The organism is Alteribacillus sp. HJP-4 (genome assembly GCF_042139015.1).
Lineage (GTDB): Bacteria > Bacillota > Bacilli > Bacillales > Marinococcaceae > JBHIKY01.
The window spans coordinates 1-19,818 of the sequence record NZ_JBHIKY010000020.1 but is presented as its reverse complement, the minus strand read 5'-3'; the positions used below and the strand labels follow the sequence as shown (position 1 = coordinate 19,818).

The following is a 19,818-nucleotide window of genomic DNA, read 5'->3' as shown; positions in this document are numbered from 1 at the left end:
ATTGGAAAATCCAGGCGATTCTATGAATCTGTCTGGATTGTTTGTTGTCTATGAGTTTCCAAAATAGGCTCCGTCAGAAGCTACGCAATGGACCTGTTTTCTCATTCCAAGAATTTAATATTCTCTGGCCTTTTCTTTGCTTTCTTTCCAGAATAAGAACTTTTTTGAGATATTTAGCGTTAGTACAATCCGCTACAGACGGACGCTTTCCGAGGGCAACGCCTCAGCCTCCTCGGGAAAATCGCCCTGCGGCGTCTTCAGCTGTTGCTATTCCCTCCGGATTCGCCGTCTTTCGCTCCTTCATTTAATGGGATACCACTGTAGCCAAAAGGTTATAAACTATTGACGTCATCCCAATAATATTCCCGTATCATTATAAAAGTGGTACGGGATAACTTGTTTTGGCATGATTTTGACAACCAGAGTGGGGACTGGAATTTTTAAAATGTCTTTTGATACAGCCCGGCCAAGACCACGGAAAGCGTTCGCCTGAAGCGAAAATCGAATAATATAGAGAGATAATGCCTGTTAATATTCGCATTTTTAGTTCTGAAATTGACTTGTGAAATTCATTTACATGGCATAATTCTTGCAATATAAAAAGGGAAAACGAAAAAAGGAGTGTTAACTCACATGGCAAAAACGTCAGATGTTCAAACGGCACTTCCAGGCACTACAGCCAGTAAGCTTTTAGATCGGCGACATTCAGTTATCCCGGAGGGGGTAGGCTACGGAGTGCCGAGCTTCGCAAAGAATGCGAAGGGAGCCGTGGTAGAGGACGTGGACGGCAATCGTTTTATTGATTTTGCGGGAGCGATTGGCACTATTAATGTCGGACACAGCCATCCAAAGGTCGTTCAGGCTATTAAGGAGCAGGCAGACCAATTTGTACACACAGGCTTTAATGTGATGATGTATGAATCATACGTGGAGCTGGCAGAAAAGTTGACGGCCCTGGCTCCTGGAAGCCATAAGAAAAAAGCGATGTTTTTAAACAGCGGTGCAGAAGCCGTAGAAAATGCCGTTAAAGTAGCACGTAAATTTACTAAAAGGCCTGCTGTTGTTACTTTTTCACGAAGTTTTCACGGCAGAACGTTAATGACTATGTCGATGACGGCAAAGGTGAAACCATACAAATACGAATTTGGGCCATTTGCTCCGGAGGTTTACCGTGCTCCATTTCCATACTTTTACCGGAAACCTGAGGCGATGACGGAAAAAGAATATTCAGAGGATACACTCAATAACGTAAAACGTATTATCGAACAGGAAATATCACCAGACCGTGTAGCAGCAGTAGTGATGGAACCAGTACAGGGCGAGGGAGGATTTATTGTTCCGGATAAAGCTTTTGTACAGGGGGTAAAGGCATTTTGTGAAGAGCATGGCATTTTATTTGCAGCTGATGAGATTCAGACTGGTTTCACTAGAACAGGCGACTTCTTTGCCATAAATCATTTTGACGTCGTTCCTGACTTAATCACCGTATCAAAGTCAATGGCTGGCGGGGTGCCAATCAGTGGTTTGATCGGGCGTGCAGATGTGATGGATGCCGCAGCTCCCGGAGAGCTAGGGGGAACGTATAGTGGAAGTCCGATCGGATGTGCTGCTGCGCTCGCCGTACTCGACATTATTGAGGAAGAAAAATTAAATGAGCGTGCTGCCATGATAGGAAAGCGGGTTATGCAGCGATTTCACAGCTGGCAGGAGCATTTCGAATGCATTGGAGATGTGCGTGGACTCGGTGCTATGTGCGCAATAGAGCTTGTGAGCAGCAAAACGGAAAAAACATCTGATAAAGCATTGACCGCCCGTGTGCTGAAGGAAGCGCAAAAACGAGGACTCTTGATTTTAGCTGCCGGTAATTATGGCAATGTCATCCGGGTGCTCATGCCGATCGTAATAACAGACGAGCAGTTGGAAGAAGGCCTTACTATACTAGAAGAAGCACTTGCTGCGGCGGTTAAATAAATAGTGTCAAACGAAGCCAATTTTTAAAACAGAGAAAGTATGGATTTTGTTGATTTCATCCCTGCAGGCGGACGCTTTCCGTGGGGCTTGGCTTCAACTAATTCTGTCTCAACGAAGCTTCGCCAGAATGGATTTTCCGACTGCGCTGACACCAACGAAGTCGCCGCTTTCCGTTCTTCAATCGAAGAATAAACACCAAAATTTCACGTGTTTAATTTAATACAAGTCAAAGATGGCCTTACGAATAAGTTTGGACAAGTAATAATAGCCTCTTGAAATACGAATATTATTTTTTGAATGAGAAATCAAGTCATTTGCGTAGTCAAAATGCGTAGACTCCTGGTCGATTAAAACCGGCCACGTCCTGTGGCCAACATCGACACTAGCACGTCCTGTGCGTCGAGGAACAGCACGAGTCTCAAGTCTCTTCAGGCAGTGTTCTTTCTGCCGGGGAGGCTTGAGCCGTGCCCTAGGAAAGCGAAGCATTTTGACGGAGCATATTTTGAAAACTCATACGTAACAAACAATCCACACAGATGCAGTAGAATCGCCTGGATTTTGCAATAAATAATATATTTTTGTCCCAGTCACTCCTTAAAACATGAATGTTTCAGGTGCGGCGGGTGTTGGGGATATAAATAATAAAGGAACACACCTTTTAAATTCTGAATATTGAAAAGATACCGCAATAATTCAAATTGAAGGAGTGAGGACAATTCGTACGAATGAAAACAAATTAAAAAAAGTGTTAAATCGGCCGGATGCGCTCGTATTAGCGTTTGGCGCGATGATAGGATGGGGTTGGGTGGTCTTATCGGGCGGCTGGGTAATCGACGCAGGTGTGATCGGTGCCATTCTCGCCTTTCTAATCGGAGGAACACTTGTCGTCTTTGTAGGGCTTACATACTCTGAATTGGCTTCTGCGATGCCGCGTGTCGGTGGGGAGCATGCGTATACACTGCGGGGAATCGGGCCGAGAGGCTCTTTTATTGCGTCCTGGGCGATTGCCCTTGGATACATATCTGTCGTTGCCTTTGAGGCCGTTGCGCTGCCTGACGTTATTGAATATATTTTTCCCGATTACAAAGCAGGGTATATGTACACTATCACGGATTATGAAGTCTATATTACCTGGGTATTAGTAGGAGCGGCAGGATCCATTTTTGTCACGTTTATTAACTACATCGGCATCAAATTCGCTGCTTTTATTCAATTGTTGTTTACCTCACTCATAGTACTGGTAGGATTAATGCTTATTTTCGGCTCAGCTTCGAACGGCAGTCTTGCAAATGCAGAACCGTTATTCACAGGAGGGGCTGCGGGCATATTGGCTGTTGTCATAGCAACACCGTTTATGTTCGTCGGCTTTGACGTTATCCCCCAGGCAGCAGAAGAGATGAATATGAAGCCCCGCTCCATTGGTAAACTACTAATTGCTTCTGTATTGTCTGCTGTCATTTTTTACATCGCCATCATTTATGCGGTAGGATTTGGCCTGGATGATGCTGCTATAGAAGCGTCTACTCTGCCTACAGCGGATGCGATGGCGGCTGTGTTCGGCTCTGAGGTGTTTGGAAATATTCTCGTCGTCGGTGGTATCGCAGGTATAATGACGAGCTGGAATGCTTTTATTATTGGCGGAAGCCGTGTTATTTACGCTATGGCAGAGACAGATATGCTTCCCGCCTGGTTCGGAAAGCTTCATCCGAAGTATAAAACACCGTCTAATGCTATCTTATTTATCGGGCTCGTCTCAACGATAAGTCCGTTCTTTGGTTCACCGATGCTTGGCTGGCTTTCAGAGGCAGGAGGCCTTACCATTGTCATTGCCTATTTCATGGTAACACTAGCTTTCTTAAAACTGCGTCGATCAGAACCTGAGATGGTACGTCCTTTTAAAGCTGACAGGAAGGGACTCGTTGGATATATTGCTTTTCTGCTCAGCATTTTCTTCATCATTCAATATTTGCCGGGAATGCCGGCAGGCCTTGGCTGGCACGAGTGGGTTATGCTCGGAGGCTGGTGGCTGCTGGGAATCTACTTTATGATCTCTAGATATCAAAAATATCAGAAATCTACTTACGTCGATGATATAAAAGCAAACAATGATCTTGAGGTGTAAGAAAGGAATTTATAGGAGGTAAAAATAATGAGTTTATTCAGTAAAGGGGATAATAAGAAAAAGCACTTGGAAGAAGCGCAGGAGTTTTTATTTGACGGAGAAGAGATTCAAGGCACTTACGGATTAATGGTGGATTTTGTTGCCTTCACCTCGCACAGAATTCTCTTCGTGGATCGAGCTTTACTGTCAAAATCAAAATCAGTAGTCGTAAGCATTCCATATCATAAGATTGAAGAGATATCAATCGAGAAGACCGGGTTCTTGTCCTTATCGAACAATATTGAAATTGCCACCAAGAAAGCAGCCCACTCACTTACTTTCCTTAAGGACACGGACGTTATGGGGTTTTACCGGGAGCTGTCCAAACGGATCTGTCAATAAATTCAATCATTAAAAAACTGGAATATAATGGTCTCTGAAGAGAAAATACGCTTCCGATAAAAAATATTCGGAAGCGTTTCCTTTACTTCAAGCAAGCGAATGTATTTTTGTAAACTCAAGCTATCGTCCATGAACAAACTGTTCTGTCCACTCATACATTAGGTTTATTGCCGTATCAATGTGCTCCCAGTGAGTCAGCTCTTTTTTATTGTGACTTTTTCCTTCCACACTCGGAACAAATATCATCACTGTCGGACCAAGTCGTGTTATGTGCATGGCGTCATGGCCGGCCCCGCTCGGCAATATCTGAAAAGAATAGTCGTACTTGAGGCAAATGTCTTTCAAATCAAGAATAAACGGTTCGTGAAATGGAACCGGTGGCATTTCAGATAATTCCTCATGTTCCCAGCTGCAATCCGCATCGTTAGTATGAAATGCGATTCGTTTTAGGCATTCTTTTTTTCTGTCAGCAAGTGCAGCTGCATCTGGATGACGAATATCGATAGTAAAGCTTACCTTGCCAGGGATAACATTTACGACATTCGGGGACGCAATAATCTGGCCGAACGTGACAATGGTGCTGTCATTTAAGCTCTCTACCCATTCGTGAATATCGAGCATAATTCTCATAGATGTAATTGCAGCGTCTTTACGTGAAGGCATCGGGGTAGGGCCGGCGTGATCGGCTTCTCCAATAATGTGAACACGCAGCCAGGACAATCCTTGAATCCCTTTCACAATTCCAATGTGTTTCTGATTTTGCTCTAATACCGGCCCTTGTTCTATGTGCAGTTCCATAAATGCTTCGATCTCTTTCAAACGATTCTTTCCCTGACCGAGGTATTCAATCCGCTCTAATTCCTCTTTGATAGATTTGCCATCATTATCAGTAAGGTTATACATTTTTTCTTTTGAATACACTCCGCCAAGTACTCCGCTTGCGATCATTGGGATTGGGAAACGCGCCCCTTCTTCATTTGTAAAATTAGCTACGATGAGGGGCTGGCGGTGGGAAATGTTTTTTTCTATTATGGTCTCGATAATTTCTAAGCCAGCGAGCACGCCCAGTACGCCATCAAACATTCCACCATCCGGCACAGAATCGAAATGGGAGCCAAAAACGATTGGTTTCCTGTTATTGTCTTCACCAGGCTTGGTGCCGTAAATATTGCCAAGGTCATCAATGGTTATTTGAAGCCCCAGTTCCGTTAACCACTCTACAAATAAATCTCTTGCCTGTTTATCTTCGTTACTCAGGGAAAGCCGGGTTATTCCACCGTCTGGGGCCATTCCAATTTGATTTAATTGATGAAATCTCTGTTCCACACGCTTTCTGTTAATCTTCATAGTTAGGACTCTCCCCTCTGTCCGTTGGTTCGAGGCCGCACCAGTTCGATATAAAATGCGCGTACACTTTGGTGGCCTTCTTCACACTTTCTAAATCAACCCACTCATCAATACCGTGCATGTTACCACCTGCAGGCCCATAGCAGAGAGCCGGAATATTGTAATAGAGGTTATAAAAGCGGGCGTCGGTCGTGCAGGTTAATGCAGCTCGTTTTGGGGGAGAACCGGTAATAACCTCGTGCGAACGGTCTACCTTCTGGAAAAGCTCGGTTTGGTCGTCTATCGAATATCCTTCCGCGTGAAAACCAAAAAAAGTAATTTCGGGCTTACAATCCCGAAGCCAATCATCTTGTTCTGCGGCTTTAAGAATCCATTCTTTTACTTCTTTCTTGATAATATTTGGATCCTGTCCCGGGTAAAATCCGACCCGAGCTTCTAATACTGCTTTTGAAGGTACGTTAGAAGGCCATTCCCCTGATTGAATCGTACCAATATTTACATTCAGCGGATGGGGATGATCCTTAAAGTCCGGATGCTTCGGCTGTTCGTTTATATACTTTCGGTATTGGCGAAGTGCCTCAATCATTATATAGGATTTTTCAATGGCGTTCACTGCTTCACTGGCCCGCTCTGTATGGGCACCTGCACCCTTAACAGTTATACGCAGCCATATCACTCCCACCTGAGAATACGTGGCTTGTAAACCAAATGGCTCGGGAATGATTGCCGCATCGGCACTGTATCCTCTTTCAAGCGCTGCGAGAGCTCCATTGCCAGTGCACTCCTCTTCAATAACTGTCTGAAAGAAAAAATCAGCGGCAGGCATAAAGCCAGCTGAACGAATGGCTTTATAGGCAAAAATCATGGCAGTAATTCCCGATTTCATATCCTGAAGGCCTCGCCCGAACATTTTTCCTCCGCTTATGGTGGAGCTCCATGGATCATAAGTCCAATCTTCAAGCGGCCCCGGACTGACTACGTCAACATGCCCTTGGAATATAACACTTTTGCCTTTAGGTTTGTTATTTGAAGTAGATTTAGCTACCACGACGGAACGCCCGTCATAACTCCATTCTGGCACTGAAAATCCGGGATGCTTTGCTAATGATTTGATGTCAGGCGTGAATTGATCCACTTCCATTTCTAAGTTTGATGAAAAATAATCCACCAAAAAGTTTTGAATAGCCTGTTCGTTTCCCAGGGTGCTGCGGTAACGGCCAAGTGTTTGTAAAAAATTGATTTCATCTTTCCACAGCTTATTTATTTCTTCGTTTATTTTGCTTTGAACCGTTTCAAAATTCATAATGACACTGCTCCTTCGGTTAGTTAGTTCACGAATGTAATACTAGAATCCAAGCATGAGAAAGAAGTAACCCCAAATGATAGCTGCAATAAATATGAAGGCGATGGATATAGCCATCGTTTGCCTGTACTGTTTTTTTAGGCGGGCAAGCCCATCCTCTTTTGCAAGAAATTCGGAAATAGTCGTGTCAGCAAAGCTGGTCTGCTTCATTTTCTTAAAGAATGAAAGCTCATAATCATTAGGCCTTGTACAAAATCCAATCACTACTAATGTCACGACCCCTATAGAAAAAGCAATCATTAATGAATCTATCTGTTCAGGAAGTGTAATAATTTCTCTTCTAGCAAGCTCATCAACCAGTATAAAGGTGAGAGTTCCAATAGTCATACTACCTATAGCGGCACGGCTGTTCATTCGTTTCCACTCAAGGCCCCCTACCACCGTTGGAAGCCAGCCAACACCGAAAATGGCTCCAGCGTAAATGGAAATCCAATATATTGCAGACGGCTGTATGATAGCAATAACGCAAACGAGTGCAGCTACCAGTACTTGTGCATAACGGCCGACGCGCAGGCTTTGTTTTTCATCCATTTTTTTATTATTGAGGTGTTCATATAAATCACGTGCCAGCGCAAACCCTGCAAGCACAAACAGAGTCGAAGCGGTCGACATGATCGAAGCCATTAAACCGGCCAGGCCGATTCCACCGAGCAGAGGTGGTACGTGCTCGATAAAGCCAATGACCATCACGTTATCGGTATTTTCAATTCCTGGCTGGTGAATCTGCATACTGCCTGCAGCGAGAAATACGATTATCTGCATAAACGGTGCAAGAAACACTCCAATAACAGCAGCTTTTAAGATGACAAAGTCATTTTTGGCAGGGAAAACCCTCGAAACAAGAGCAGGTGTACAGGAGAAAAATAATACCCAGACTAAAAATTGGGAAATAGACCAACCGAGAGGCCGTTGCTCCGCTCCTCCAATTGTCCAATAGAATGGAATGGATTCGCCTAATGCTTTCATGTTATCAAAACCAGCCTGGCCGATAAGAAAGGGGGCAATAATACACGATATCGCCAGCATCGTAAACAGCATCAGCGTGTCTGTAATGACGACGCCGTACATTCCTCCAAGGGCACAAAAAACAAGCAGAGCCAATGTAAATAGTACGATCATGATAGGGAATGAAATTCCGGTGACTTCACTTAATACCAATCCTGCCCCAATCAGCTGGATAACTCCGTAACCGAGTAACCCAATGATCATAATAATTAATGCAATAATGCTGACCGTTTTATTTTTAAACCTCATTTCAAAGAAGTCCGGCATCGTATGACAACCAAAGGCGCGCATTTTACGGCCGATATATATCACCGCAAGAAGGGTGCCGATCCAAGCTCCAAAGGAACCGAGGGCAGCAATAACAAGCGGTCCTTCTGCATACGACTGTCCTGAAATTCCTAATAACGTAACGGCACTCAAGTAAGTAGCTGCCAAAGTTCCAACAATGAGAATGGTGGTTCCCTTTTCACCCATAACGTAAAAATCAGCTTTACTTTTAACAAATCTTGCAACGATACCGCCTGCAATAACATACACGGCCAGCACGAGAAAGAAAATAGTTGTAGTCACCGTTTAGAACCTCCTAAGTATTATCTTTGCTTTTCTGCAGCTTCCTTAGCAGAAGCCCGCTCCTGGTCGCTCTTTTCTTCCAGCTTCTTTATAACGGGGAGGTACTTCTTTCGTAAGATCCAGATGACAATTCCAGATGAAATTAATGTCGTGAGAAAGGCATTAAAAAATAATACGAATACATCAGCATTCAATTTTGATTCACCTCCGTTTGTGGACATCTATTATACTCACTGCAAGTATTATGCCAATAGAAAACATTATCATTTCAGCTTGTTTGACTGATTATTTTTAATAAAGTAACGTAAGGAATTATACAGTGTGAGTCGTTTTCGATTCAAAACGAACCGAAATCGGTTCGTATATTTAAATAAAATAGAAATATGAGTCTATTATGACTCACAAGGAGAGGCTAACATGAACTCCCATCCTATATTTGAAAATAAAACAATGAAGGAAATATTAAATGTACTGCATGATGGATTGTATTTTTCAGACTGTCGTGGAAATACCATTTGGTTAAATGATGCCAGTGAGAAGATTCTGGGCGCTTCAAGAAAACAATTAATTGGAAACAATGTCTGGGATCTTGAAGAAGCCGGAATAATGAAGCCATCCATAACTCGAATGGTCATTGAAGGCGGGGAGTCAGTCAGCGGAGTTCAAACCTCACTGGGAGACCGGGAATATTTAGTCACCGGCCACATCTTAGATTTGGATGGCGATTCAATTATTGTTGTTCATTCGAGAGATATCACAAAGGATGTTGAAAAATCTTTGCAGTTAGAGGAGACAGAAAACCTATTACGCAGATTCAGCCAGGAAATTAGACATATCCAGGTAGAAAAAAACGAAGTAGAAGGGAAAGGATTTTTAGGAAAAGGACCGAAGTTCAGAAAACTATTGCGCCTTATTAGTAAGGTGGCTGGAGTTCAAACTACCGTTCTCATTACAGGAGAAACAGGCACAGGCAAAAATGCGGTGGCCGAAAGAATACATGATTTAAGTGATCGGCATCAAGGTCCACTCATTCAGATAAATTGTGGCTCTATTCCTGCATCATTGGTAGAATCAGAACTTTTTGGGTACAAGAAGGGGGCATTTACAGGTGCGTATACAGGAGGAAAAACAGGGTTGGTGAAGCTTGCAGATAAAGGAACACTGTTTCTGGATGAGATCGGAGAACTTCCACTTCATGTCCAGCCTAAGCTCCTGCAGCTGCTGCAGGATAAAACCTTTCTTCCTGTCGGTGGTACGTCTTTAGAGAAGGCTGATATTCGAATCATAGCTGCGACTAATAAAGATCTTAAAAAAATGGCCGGAGAAGGGACGTTTCGTGAGGATCTTTATTATCGGTTAAATGTTCTTCCTATACATGTGCTGCCTTTGCGAGAAAGACGTGAAGATATTTTTCCAATATTACAAGTGAATCTTGAGCATTTTAATCAGCTTCACCAAAAAAATCGCAGCTTTACACGGGGGCTGTATGAAGAGCTTCAAGCTTATCATTGGCCGGGCAACATCAGAGAATTAGAGAATGTCGTTGAGAGGCTAGTAGTTACTGCGGATAAAGAAAAGGTGGACCTCCAGGACCTTCCCGACAATATGCGGCAGCTTCGCACCGATAATTCATTAGAAATGATAGAAGAAGGGGAAAGTCTCCCAGATACTCTCAATAGAATAGAGAAAAGTAAAGTAATAGAAGCCTATAGAAAGCATGGGTCTACGAGAAAAGCTGCGAAAATGCTTGGTATTACTCAATCCGCATTGATGCGTCGATTAAAAAAATACGAAAAGGTATAGATGGCTGCCTTCCGGAATGGTCAGTGCAGCCCCCGGTATTTTTCTGGAGTGAGTCCGACGATGCGGCGGAACGTTGCGACAAAGTGGCTTACATCACGGAAACCTACGTTTTTGGCAATATCTTTCACGGAGGTTTCCGGTTCTTCAATCAATAAATATTTCGCTTTTCGAATGCGGATATGAAGAAAATAAGCGTATGGAGTCACATGAAAGGTTTCCCGAAACAATATATTCAGCTGTCTTGCTGACACGTCAATCACCCTTGCCAGGTCATTAAGACCGACAGCCGGATTCTCGTAATGCTGCTCCATCCACTGCAGGAGCGGAGAAAGCTTCTCTGCCTCCGACTTTCTTTGTTTCTGCTTATCTCCATTCCCATACTTTTGCAGTGTCAGAAGAAACTGATAAAGATCTGCGGAGAGCTGCAGACCAAAAACATCTGTATCCGTATGAATTTTTTTCAGCATGCTTTGAATCGCTGTGGAAAGCGGTTTCTCTTCTTCCCATTTAAAATACGAAAATCTCGATATTTTTAAAAATTCCATCAGCTCCGGCACAATGGCGCCGCCAAAAGTAACATAAGCTGTTTCCCAGGGAACGGAGGATACGGACTTGTATTGATGGGCGATATCGGGAAATAACAGAATTCCGCTGTGGGGCGGCATAGGAATTGTTTTCCCCTCGGTTTCAAAAACCCCTTCCCCATTGATGGTCTGGATCCAGTGAAAAAATGGATAGCCAAATGGCCGCTTTATTATTTTCTCATCACTATAATAGCCAATTGTTTCGACATAAACCGGCAGATGCTGGTCATTTAATGGGCTGAGCACATAGCGTTTATGCGTCATGGAGGCACTTCCTTTTTGCAATATTCTTATATCCTTTGCCTAATTTTTATATTTCTCCGGACAATCAGCGTAGATATAATACAGATATAATCATATCTTATAGGGGGAAATCAATATGACCGATACATGATTATCAACTCATGAGTTTCGTTGTGGATTTGTCCGGATATGTAAAAACCATGCTTATTTAATCATTTCGATCGCCGCATTAAGTCCTATATTTCGCTGAGTAGAATATACCCCGTGTCACAGTTCTTTCATTTTCCACAAAAAATCCTTTCTCCTTTGAACTAAACTACAGGATGTATTTTCAGAACATTATGAAAGCGCTGTCATAACTAAGGAGGCGTTTTGATGAAGAAAAGCAGATATTTGTTAAGTCTAGTAATCGTGCTGTGTGCCATCATTGCAGCAGGGTGCCAGGAGCCGGAATCCTCCGGGGCACAGGAAAAAACAAAATTAACACTCTGGTATTGGAGCCGCAGTCTCGATGATAACGTCGTACAAGAAATTGAAGAAGAATTTCCGGATGTGGAGATTGAGGCGCAGAAGATAGGTGGAGACGAATATAAGAACAAGGTTCATACTTCTCTGATTGCCGGCACAGGTCCGGACATTATTGCGATGAATGACTGGGCCTTTGAATATTTGTCGTATCAGGACCGCTTTGTTAATTTTATGGATTACGGAGCAGAGGAGATTCGGGACGAATACTTGGATTGGAAATGGAATGCAGTCGTAGACCCTGACACTGAAGCTCTTATCGCATTACCGATTGATACGGGACCGACGGTGCTTTATTACAGGGCAGATCTATTTGAGGAAGCAGGACTTCCAAGTGATCCGGAAGAGGTAACGGAGGAGCTGCAGACGTGGGATGATTACATTGCAGCCGCTGAGCAGATGGAGGAGGAAATCGGTGTAAAAATGTTTGATACCGTTGAACGCGTCTTTAACCAATACATGGAACAGCAGCCGGAAAAGCTATTTACTGAGGATGGGGAGTATATTGGCGATGGGGGCACGGCGAGAGAAGCATGGGATGTTGTTTCAGAAATAAATGAAGCCGGACTGGCAGCACGCGTAGTAGATGGCCAGGAGCGGAACGCGGCGCTTAATGAGGGAGATGTTGCCTCCTTTATAGGTGCAGTATGGGAGACTAATATTTTACAGGATTCTGCACCGGATACGGCTGGAGACTGGCGTGTCGCAAGAGCGCCTGGCGGTGATGGCAACAATGGAGGGTCATTTCTAGGGGTGCTCAATTCATCTGAGCATAAAGACAAAGCGGTGGAAGTAACAAAGTGGCTCGTTTCACCTGATAACCAGCTGAAGCATTACTTAGGCGTAGATCTTTTTCCATCGGCGGTAGAGACGCTTGAAGAGGACGAGCTGGCTGAGCCGGATGAGTTCTACGGGGGCCAGGTTGTTACCGATACTTTTTCAGAAGCAGCACAAAATGTCCCGACAACGTATTACGGTGAACATTATCATGCATTTCGATCGAAGTTTTATGATGAAATAGCGTTAGTGGAACGTGGCGGAAAAGATCCGGAAAAAGCGTGGAAGGACCTTCAAAAACAGGCGGATCGCGAATTAAGCAGACGCACGACTGAGGAAGGAGAGAAAGAAAATGAGTGAGCAGGCGCCGTCAATACGCAGTAATCAAAAAACGGCAGTGAACGGTCCTTCCCTATGGTCGCAAATTTGGAAAAACCGCGTACTTTACTTGTTTATTTCACCATTCTTTATTCTATTTTTCATTTTTGGGCTGTTTCCGATATTGTTTTCTTTTTATCTAGCATTTCACAGCTGGTCAGGGCTTGGAGAAATGGAATTTATCGGACTTTCGCAGTTTCAATTTTTATTGACGGAGTCCGCTTTTTGGCAGGCAGTCGGCAATACCTTTGCTATCTGGTTTCTGTCAAGTGTGCCGATGCTGTTTATCGCGCTGGTCATTGCGTTTATGCTCAATCTTCCCACCTTGAAATTCAGAGGCGCCTATCGAACCATGTTTTTTATTACAAACGTTACGTCCATCGTTGCAGTGGCAATCATTTTTGAAACAATCTTCAGCAATCAGTACGGACTTCTTAATTATTTTCTTTCCTTTTTTGGAGTTGAAAATATTGAGTGGCTGAATTCTGGTTTCTTAACAAAAGTCGTCATTGCCTCCATGGTCGTCTGGCGATTTGCAGGCTATAATGCAATTATTTATCTGGCGGGTCTGCAAAGCATTCCAAAGACATTGTATGAAGCGGCGATTATTGACGGAGCAAATAAATTTCAAATTTTCTTTCGTATTACTATACCGCTGCTGCGTCCTATTATTTTATTTACGGTGATCATGACGACCATTGGATCCATGCAGATTTTTACCGAGCCACAGGTTCTGCTCGGCAATTCCGGTGGTGTTGGTGGTGCCGGGATGACGATGACTTTATATATGTATAACGAAGGCTTTATACAAAATCAATTTGGGTACGCCTCTGCTGTTTCCTGGGTCATGTTTATTATTATCGGAATATTTTCCATAATAAACTGGAAGATCGTTCAAAAAGCGTAAGGAGGGAGAAGTATGGGTTCCGAAAAATGGTACAGCAAACTGTTTACACATGGACTTCTGTTAATTGGAGTACTAATTTCCATTTTCCCGTTTTATTGGCTGGTGGTGATGGCTTCTAATACTACGAGTGACATACTGCGTTTTCCTCCCAAGCTGATATTCGGTGGAGAACTTTGGAACAACGTACAAAATGTGCTCTCGACGATAAATTTTTACCAGGCTTTTTTTAACACGTTGTTCGTTTCCACAGTGACAGTGCTCGGAGTGCTCTTCTTTTGTTCGCTCGCCGGCTTTACCTTTGCGAAGTTTAATTTTCCGGGGAAAAATTTTCTGTTTGTCGCACTGCTTCTTACAATGATGATTCCCGCTCAAATGAGCTTTGTTCCATCGTTTTTATTGATCGCTGCCTTTGGCTGGGTCGATACGTACCAGGCTCTAATCGTACCGAGTCTTGCCAGTGCGTTTGGGATCTTTTGGATCAGGCAGTTCTGCCAGGAATCGGTTCCGGATGAACTGATAGAAGCCGGTCGCCTGGATGGCTGTAATACGTTCAGGCTTTATTGGAATGTCGCACTGCCTACGCTGAAACCAGCATTAACCTTTTTGGGGATTTTTACGTTCATTACTATCTGGAACGATTACCTCTGGCCGCTTGTCACGATAAATAATCCGAACCGCTATACACTTCAGGTAATGCTGGCTCAGCTGAACGGTGTGTACGATACAGATTACGCACTCATTATGGCAGGAACGCTTATGGCAACGCTGCCGCTGATTATTTTGTTCATTATTTTCAGTAAACAATTTATGGCTGGTGTTGCAGAAGGCGCTGTTAAGGAGTAATAGATGAAATATTCTTATATAGTTATGCCTGAAAATTATATAACAATGGATTAGATCAACAGTATAATAGACATATAATTATATGCAGACTGGGAGGGATCGCAATGATCAACGAAAAATTACCAAAAATATGGTACGGCGGCGATTATAATCCAGAACAGTGGATGGATGAAAAGATCTGGGAAGAGGACGTACGAATGTTCAAGCTGGCAGGCATTGATGTGGCCACACTTAATGTGTTTTCCTGGGCCCTGCACCAGCCTGATGAGTCGACGTATGATTTTACACCTCTCGATGAAACAATTGAGCGTCTTTACAATAACGGCATTTACACTTGCCTGGCAACAAGTACTGGGGCGCACCCAGCCTGGATGGCAAAAAAATATCCAGATGTGCTGCGTACCGATTTTCACGGAAGAAAAAGAAAATTCGGCGGACGTCACAACTCATGCCCAAACAGTCCAACCTATCGGAAGTATTCGACTTTAATGGCACAAAAGCTTGCCGAGCACTACAAAGATCATCCGGCCGTGCTGATCTGGCATGTATCGAATGAATATGGCGGATACTGCTACTGCGATCACTGCGAAAGCGCCTTTCGGAACTGGCTGAAGGATAAATACCAGACCATTGAAAACGTGAACGAAAAATGGAATACCCGCTTTTGGGGGCATACCTTTTATGAATGGGAGGAGATTGTGCTTCCGAGTGGTCTCTCAGAGGAATGGGGAGATATGCAGACCAATTTTCAAGGTATCTCTCTTGATTACCGGCGCTTTATGTCTGACAGCCTGCTGGACTGCTATAAGCTTGAATACAATGCCATAAAAGAACAAACACCGGATATTCCCGTTACAACGAATCTTATGGGAACGTATCGCGAGCTTGATTATTTTACCTGGGCGAAACACATGGATGTCGTTTCATGGGACAATTATCCTTCATATGACACGCCCGTAAGCTATACAGCGATGGTACATGACCTCATGCGCGGACTGAAGCAGGGTGAGCCTTTTATGCTGATGGAACAGACACCAAGCCAGCAGAATTGGCAGCCCTATAATTCACTAAAACGGCCGGGTGTGATGAGGCTGTGGAGCTACCAGGCCATTGCCAGAGGTGCAGACACGGTGCTGTTTTTCCAGCTGCGCCGTTCCATAGGTGCCTGTGAAAAATACCACGGAGCCGTTATCGAGCATTGCGGGCATGAGCATACACGTGTATTTCGCGAGACGGCGGAGCTTGGGAAAGAACTGGAAAGTATGTCCGGAGAACTTATCGATGCACGCTCCAATGCAAGAGTAGCGATCGTTTATGATTGGGAAAATCGTTGGGCGGTTGAGCTTTCAAGCGGACCGAGTGCCGCCCTTGATTACGTTGCCGAGGTTCACAAATACTACGAGGCACTATTTCATCATAACATTCAGGCAGATATGATCGGCGTCGATCAGGATCTGACTGGATACGACATTGTCATTGCCCCAGTGCTCTACATGATTAAAGGTAATTATGCCGATAAACTTAAAAAGTTTACGGAAATGGGCGGCACGTTCATCACTACGTATTTCAGCGGAATCGTCGATGAGCATGACCTCGTCGTTACCGGTGGATACCCAGGTGAACTTCGTAGTCTGCTGGGCATTTGGTCCGAAGAAATAGATGCGCTAATGCCAGACATGACAAATGAACTCGTGATGGAGCATGCCTGGGGCAGAGTAAGCGGAAGCTATGAGTGCAGTATACTCTGTGATCTGATTCATGCAGAAACTGCACAAGTATTGGCAGTTTATGGGGACGATTTCTACGAGGGCATGCCTGCTTTGACTGAAAATCAATATGGAAAAGGAAAAGCATATTATGTCGCGTCCAGTCCGGATAAAAAGTTTATGCAGGACTTTCTGATGCAGGTTTGTAAGGAAAATGGAATTATGCCGCTCGCCAGTGCTCCGGAAGGTGTAGAAGCTGCTGAGCGTCAGAAGGATGGCCGGAAATATTTATTCCTGCTTAATCACAATAATCAGGAAGTCAGCGCCGAGGTGGATGGTGAAACTATAACCATTGCGGCACGAGACGTTCGTATTATTCAAAGATAAAATGAAGGAGAGGGTACGATGAATATGGAGAAGAAACTGCGCTGGGGAATCATGAGTACAGCTGCTATTGCCCAAAGAGCCATGATACCTGGGATTCAAGAATCACATACAGGAGTGCTGCAGGCGATAGCGAGTCGATCGCTTGAAACGGCAGAAGAAGTGGCAGAGAAGTTTTCCATTGCTTCAGCTTATGGAAGTTATGAAGAACTGCTGGCCGATGAACAGATTGATGCTGTTTACATCCCGCTTCCGAATCACCTGCACAAGGAATGGGTTATAAAGGCAGCCCGTGCAGGCAAACACATTCTTTGCGAAAAACCAATCGCATTAACGGCTGCAGAAGCAGAGGAAATGAAAATGGTATGCGAAGAGCAGGAGGTCCTGCTTTCAGAAGCTTTTATGTACCGCTATCAGCCGCGCTATACAGAAATTAAGCAGCGTATAAAAGAGGGAGACATTGGTGTGATCCGCGGTCTGCGTGGCTCGTTCACCTTTAACAGCGCCGGGAAAACTTCCAGCTTCCGAGCAAAACAGGATCAGGGCGGCGGCGGACTTTATGACATTGGTGTTTATCCTGTCAGTGCCGCGCGGATGATTCTGGATGAAGAACCTAAGGCAGCGACGATGCATGCCTATTTTTCCGAAAAGCATGATAATGTCGACATGGTGGCAGCGGGGCTGCTGGAATTTGCCGATGGGAAGTTTCTAACGTTTGATTGTGGTATGTGGGCTGCCGGCAGAAACGAACTGGAGATAGTAGGTACAGATGGCCGGATTGTCATAGAGGATGCATTTACTGGGTTTGATCAACTTTATACCATGTACCGCGGAAGTGAAAAGTCGGTAAGAGAAATTGGAAATGTAAATCATTACGCTCTGCAGGCAGATACTATCGCACGGGCAGCGGAAAAGGGCGAAAACCTCCCGTACGATGGAACAGATGCAGTTTTGAATATGAAGGTCGTTGATGCCTGCCTGGCTTCTGCACGCAGTAAAACTAGAGTGGAGGTAGTATAGATATGCAGGAGATTTCATTGAAAAGTCTCGCTAAACCAGTGACATCATTAATTATGGGTTCTGATTATTTTCATCCGGCGCGCCAGGAAGTAGTGGACAGTATGCTTGAAAACTATGCTTCTGTTGGCGGGAACACGGTAGATACGGCTTTTATCTACAGCGGCGGAGAAAGTGAAATAGCGATTGGTAACTGGTTAGATCAAGGCAACCGCGGCAGATTAAACATATTAACGAAGGGCGGTCATCCGAACGAAAACGGTCCTACTATTAATGAATCCGACATTGAAGAACAACTGAAACGGAGCCTGGATCGATTAAAATCAGACAGCGTGGAGCTGTATGCGCTGCACCGTGACGATCCATCGCTCCCTGTCGGACAGATACTTGAGTGGCTGAACAGCCATGTCGATGCCGGATTAATTACTTCTATCGGGGTTTCAAACTGGACAACAGCACGTATCGAGGAAGCCAACAGTTATGCTGCTGCGCACGGACTCCAAGGGATTGAATTTTCAAGCCCCAATTTAAGTCTCGCTAAAGCTCAGGAGCCTTATTGGAAGGGATGCATCAGCGCAGATCAATCCACCATTGCCTGGCATGAAAACTCCGGGCTTCCGCTATTTTCATGGTCCTCTCAGGCGCGGGGGTTTTTCACAGGTCTCTTTTCGAGAGATAATTTTGAAAATCAAGACTTAGTCCGCGTTTTTTACAACGATGACAACTGGGAGCGCTACGACCGTGCTGGAGAACTGGCCGCTCAAAAAGGCGTTTCCCGCATTCAAATTGCCCTGGCCTACGTGCTGAATCAGCGATTCCCGACGGCAGCCATCATAGGTCCGAAAAATAAAGAAGAAATGGAGTCCTGCGGTGAAGGAGCAGAAATTACTCTTTCTAAAGAGGAAACAGCATGGCTCGATTTATTGGAAGCTTAGCTGATTGGGATTTCACTTAAAAAATAGAGTGGTGGAAAACTTATCTTTACCTTACTTCCGAATGTTGGTAATATGAAAAAAGTGATATTTTCAGTTTGAGGAAGAAGGCGCCATCATGAGAAATCGTATATTCATAGGTTTATTTTATACGATAGGGCTGGCCATTTTATCGCTTGGCATAAGTCTTATTATAGTTGCTGATCTGGGAGCTGGTCCGTGGGATGCTTTTTATGTAGCCTTATCAGATACGATTGGCCTGACTGTCGGCTCGTGGATCTTCATCGTGGGGGCTGCTCTGATTTTGATAAATGGCTGGCTTATGAAGCAGAAGCCGGACGTACTTGCGGTGGTTACAATTGTGATTATCGGAGGGCTGATAGATTTCTGGCTGCTGGTGGCATTTACGAAGTGGGATCCTGGCGCAGCTGCTGTACAGACACTTGTCCTGCTTACAGGCATTACCCTGATCGGAATAGGAGTTTCGTGTTATTTACAATCGAATTTTGGCCGCAATCCGATTGATAATCTAATGGTGGCGGTGCATAAAAGAACAGGAAAAAGTCTATCGATGTCTAAAACGATGATTGAGGTTTCTGTCTTGATCATCGTGTTCTTTATAAACGGTCCTATTGGTATTGGAACGGTGATCATTGCTTTTGGAATCGGACCGCTAATTCAGGTATTTCATAAACCAATCACTCGATTTCGTACCCAGAAGCTCGGTATTCCAGTTTCATAAATGAAATTAAGGGGCTGTAGCAAAAGCCACTTTTTATAGAATAAGTAGTATCTTAAATAGAAGATAGCAGGGGACAAGTCCGAAGACTCCAGTGGGAAGAGCAGCGAGGCTGCTGAAAAACCTGCATTTTATCTCCAACAAAAACGGAAGTTCAAAAAAGGACCCTTTTATTCCTCTATTGGAATAAAAGGGTCCTAAAATTTCAGATGTTTTGGGGT

General features: G+C 44.2%; 16 protein-coding genes. 11 read left to right on the top strand and 5 right to left on the bottom strand.

All coding sequences use genetic code 11. The features are described 5' to 3' along the window. Positions 1-633: 633 nt before the first annotated feature. The 3 genes from gabT to ACE4RR_RS16105 all read left to right on the top strand — a co-directional run bounded on the left by gabT (position 634) and on the right by ACE4RR_RS16105 (position 4,474). Positions 634-1,971, top strand: coding sequence for a 4-aminobutyrate--2-oxoglutarate transaminase (gene gabT / locus ACE4RR_RS16115; protein WP_375536462.1), 1,338 nt, complete (start codon positions 634-636; stop codon positions 1,969-1,971). Between the two features lie 715 nt (positions 1,972-2,686). Next, positions 2,687-4,093: an APC family permease gene (locus ACE4RR_RS16110; protein ID WP_375536502.1), complete on the top strand. Its 1,407-nt coding sequence runs from the start codon at positions 2,687-2,689 to the stop codon at positions 4,091-4,093. Between the two features lie 27 nt (positions 4,094-4,120). After that, on the top strand, positions 4,121-4,474 hold the full coding sequence (locus ACE4RR_RS16105; protein WP_375536461.1) for a PH domain-containing protein: 354 nt from the start codon (positions 4,121-4,123) through the stop codon (positions 4,472-4,474). Between the two features lie 120 nt (positions 4,475-4,594). Here the strand turns inward: ACE4RR_RS16105 and ACE4RR_RS16100 are convergent, their stop codons facing one another. The 4 genes from ACE4RR_RS16100 to ACE4RR_RS16085 are packed head-to-tail and all read right to left on the bottom strand — an operon-like array spanning position 4,595 to position 8,953. Then, the gene (locus ACE4RR_RS16100; RefSeq protein ID WP_375536460.1) at positions 4,595-5,821 is read right to left on the bottom strand and encodes a Zn-dependent hydrolase; all 1,227 of its coding nucleotides are present in this window, start codon (positions 5,819-5,821) and stop codon (positions 4,595-4,597) included. Then, on the bottom strand, positions 5,811-7,124 hold the full coding sequence (locus ACE4RR_RS16095) for an ArgE/DapE family deacylase (protein ID WP_375536459.1): 1,314 nt from the start codon (positions 7,122-7,124) through the stop codon (positions 5,811-5,813). Before ACE4RR_RS16095 ends, ACE4RR_RS16100 begins: the two co-directional genes overlap by 11 nt. Before the next feature lie 42 nt (positions 7,125-7,166). Further along, complete coding sequence (locus ACE4RR_RS16090) at positions 7,167-8,759, bottom strand: sodium:solute symporter family protein (RefSeq protein WP_375536458.1); 1,593 nt, start codon at positions 8,757-8,759, stop codon at positions 7,167-7,169. 20 nt (positions 8,760-8,779) lie between these two features. Beyond that, positions 8,780-8,953: a hypothetical protein gene (locus tag ACE4RR_RS16085; RefSeq protein ID WP_375536457.1), complete on the bottom strand. Its 174-nt coding sequence runs from the start codon at positions 8,951-8,953 to the stop codon at positions 8,780-8,782. 223 nt (positions 8,954-9,176) lie between these two features. Here ACE4RR_RS16085 and ACE4RR_RS16080 point away from each other — a divergent pair, with 223 nt between their 5' ends. Then, positions 9,177-10,562, top strand: a complete 1,386-nt coding sequence (locus ACE4RR_RS16080) for a sigma-54 interaction domain-containing protein (RefSeq protein ID WP_375536456.1) — start codon at positions 9,177-9,179, stop codon at positions 10,560-10,562. A gap of 20 nt (positions 10,563-10,582) precedes the next feature. Here the strand turns inward: ACE4RR_RS16080 and ACE4RR_RS16075 are convergent, their stop codons facing one another. After that, positions 10,583-11,410: an AraC family transcriptional regulator gene (locus ACE4RR_RS16075; RefSeq protein ID WP_375536455.1), complete on the bottom strand. Its 828-nt coding sequence runs from the start codon at positions 11,408-11,410 to the stop codon at positions 10,583-10,585. A 354-nt stretch (positions 11,411-11,764) separates the two neighbouring features. Between ACE4RR_RS16075 and ACE4RR_RS16070 the strand changes: the two genes are divergently transcribed. The 7 genes from ACE4RR_RS16070 to ACE4RR_RS16040 all read left to right on the top strand — a co-directional run bounded on the left by ACE4RR_RS16070 (position 11,765) and on the right by ACE4RR_RS16040 (position 19,600). Further along, the gene (locus ACE4RR_RS16070) at positions 11,765-13,051 is read left to right on the top strand and encodes an ABC transporter substrate-binding protein (protein WP_375536454.1); all 1,287 of its coding nucleotides are present in this window, start codon (positions 11,765-11,767) and stop codon (positions 13,049-13,051) included. Then, positions 13,044-13,976, top strand: coding sequence for a carbohydrate ABC transporter permease (locus ACE4RR_RS16065; RefSeq protein ID WP_375536453.1), 933 nt, complete (start codon positions 13,044-13,046; stop codon positions 13,974-13,976). Before ACE4RR_RS16070 ends, ACE4RR_RS16065 begins: the two co-directional genes overlap by 8 nt. 12 nt (positions 13,977-13,988) lie before the next feature. Beyond that, positions 13,989-14,819: a carbohydrate ABC transporter permease gene (locus tag ACE4RR_RS16060; RefSeq protein WP_375536452.1), complete on the top strand. Its 831-nt coding sequence runs from the start codon at positions 13,989-13,991 to the stop codon at positions 14,817-14,819. A gap of 104 nt (positions 14,820-14,923) precedes the next feature. Next, a complete protein-coding gene (locus ACE4RR_RS16055) occupies positions 14,924-16,912 on the top strand; it encodes a beta-galactosidase (RefSeq protein ID WP_375536451.1) in 1,989 nt (662 codons plus the stop codon). Between the two features lie 24 nt (positions 16,913-16,936). Beyond that, complete coding sequence (locus ACE4RR_RS16050; RefSeq protein ID WP_375536501.1) at positions 16,937-17,929, top strand: Gfo/Idh/MocA family protein; 993 nt, start codon at positions 16,937-16,939, stop codon at positions 17,927-17,929. 2 nt (positions 17,930-17,931) lie between these two features. Beyond that, complete coding sequence (locus ACE4RR_RS16045) at positions 17,932-18,861, top strand: aldo/keto reductase (RefSeq protein ID WP_375536450.1); 930 nt, start codon at positions 17,932-17,934, stop codon at positions 18,859-18,861. Positions 18,862-18,976: 115 nt separating this feature from the next. Further along, positions 18,977-19,600, top strand: a complete 624-nt coding sequence (locus ACE4RR_RS16040; RefSeq protein WP_375536449.1) for a YczE/YyaS/YitT family protein — start codon at positions 18,977-18,979, stop codon at positions 19,598-19,600. Positions 19,601-19,818: the final 218 nt, after the last annotated feature.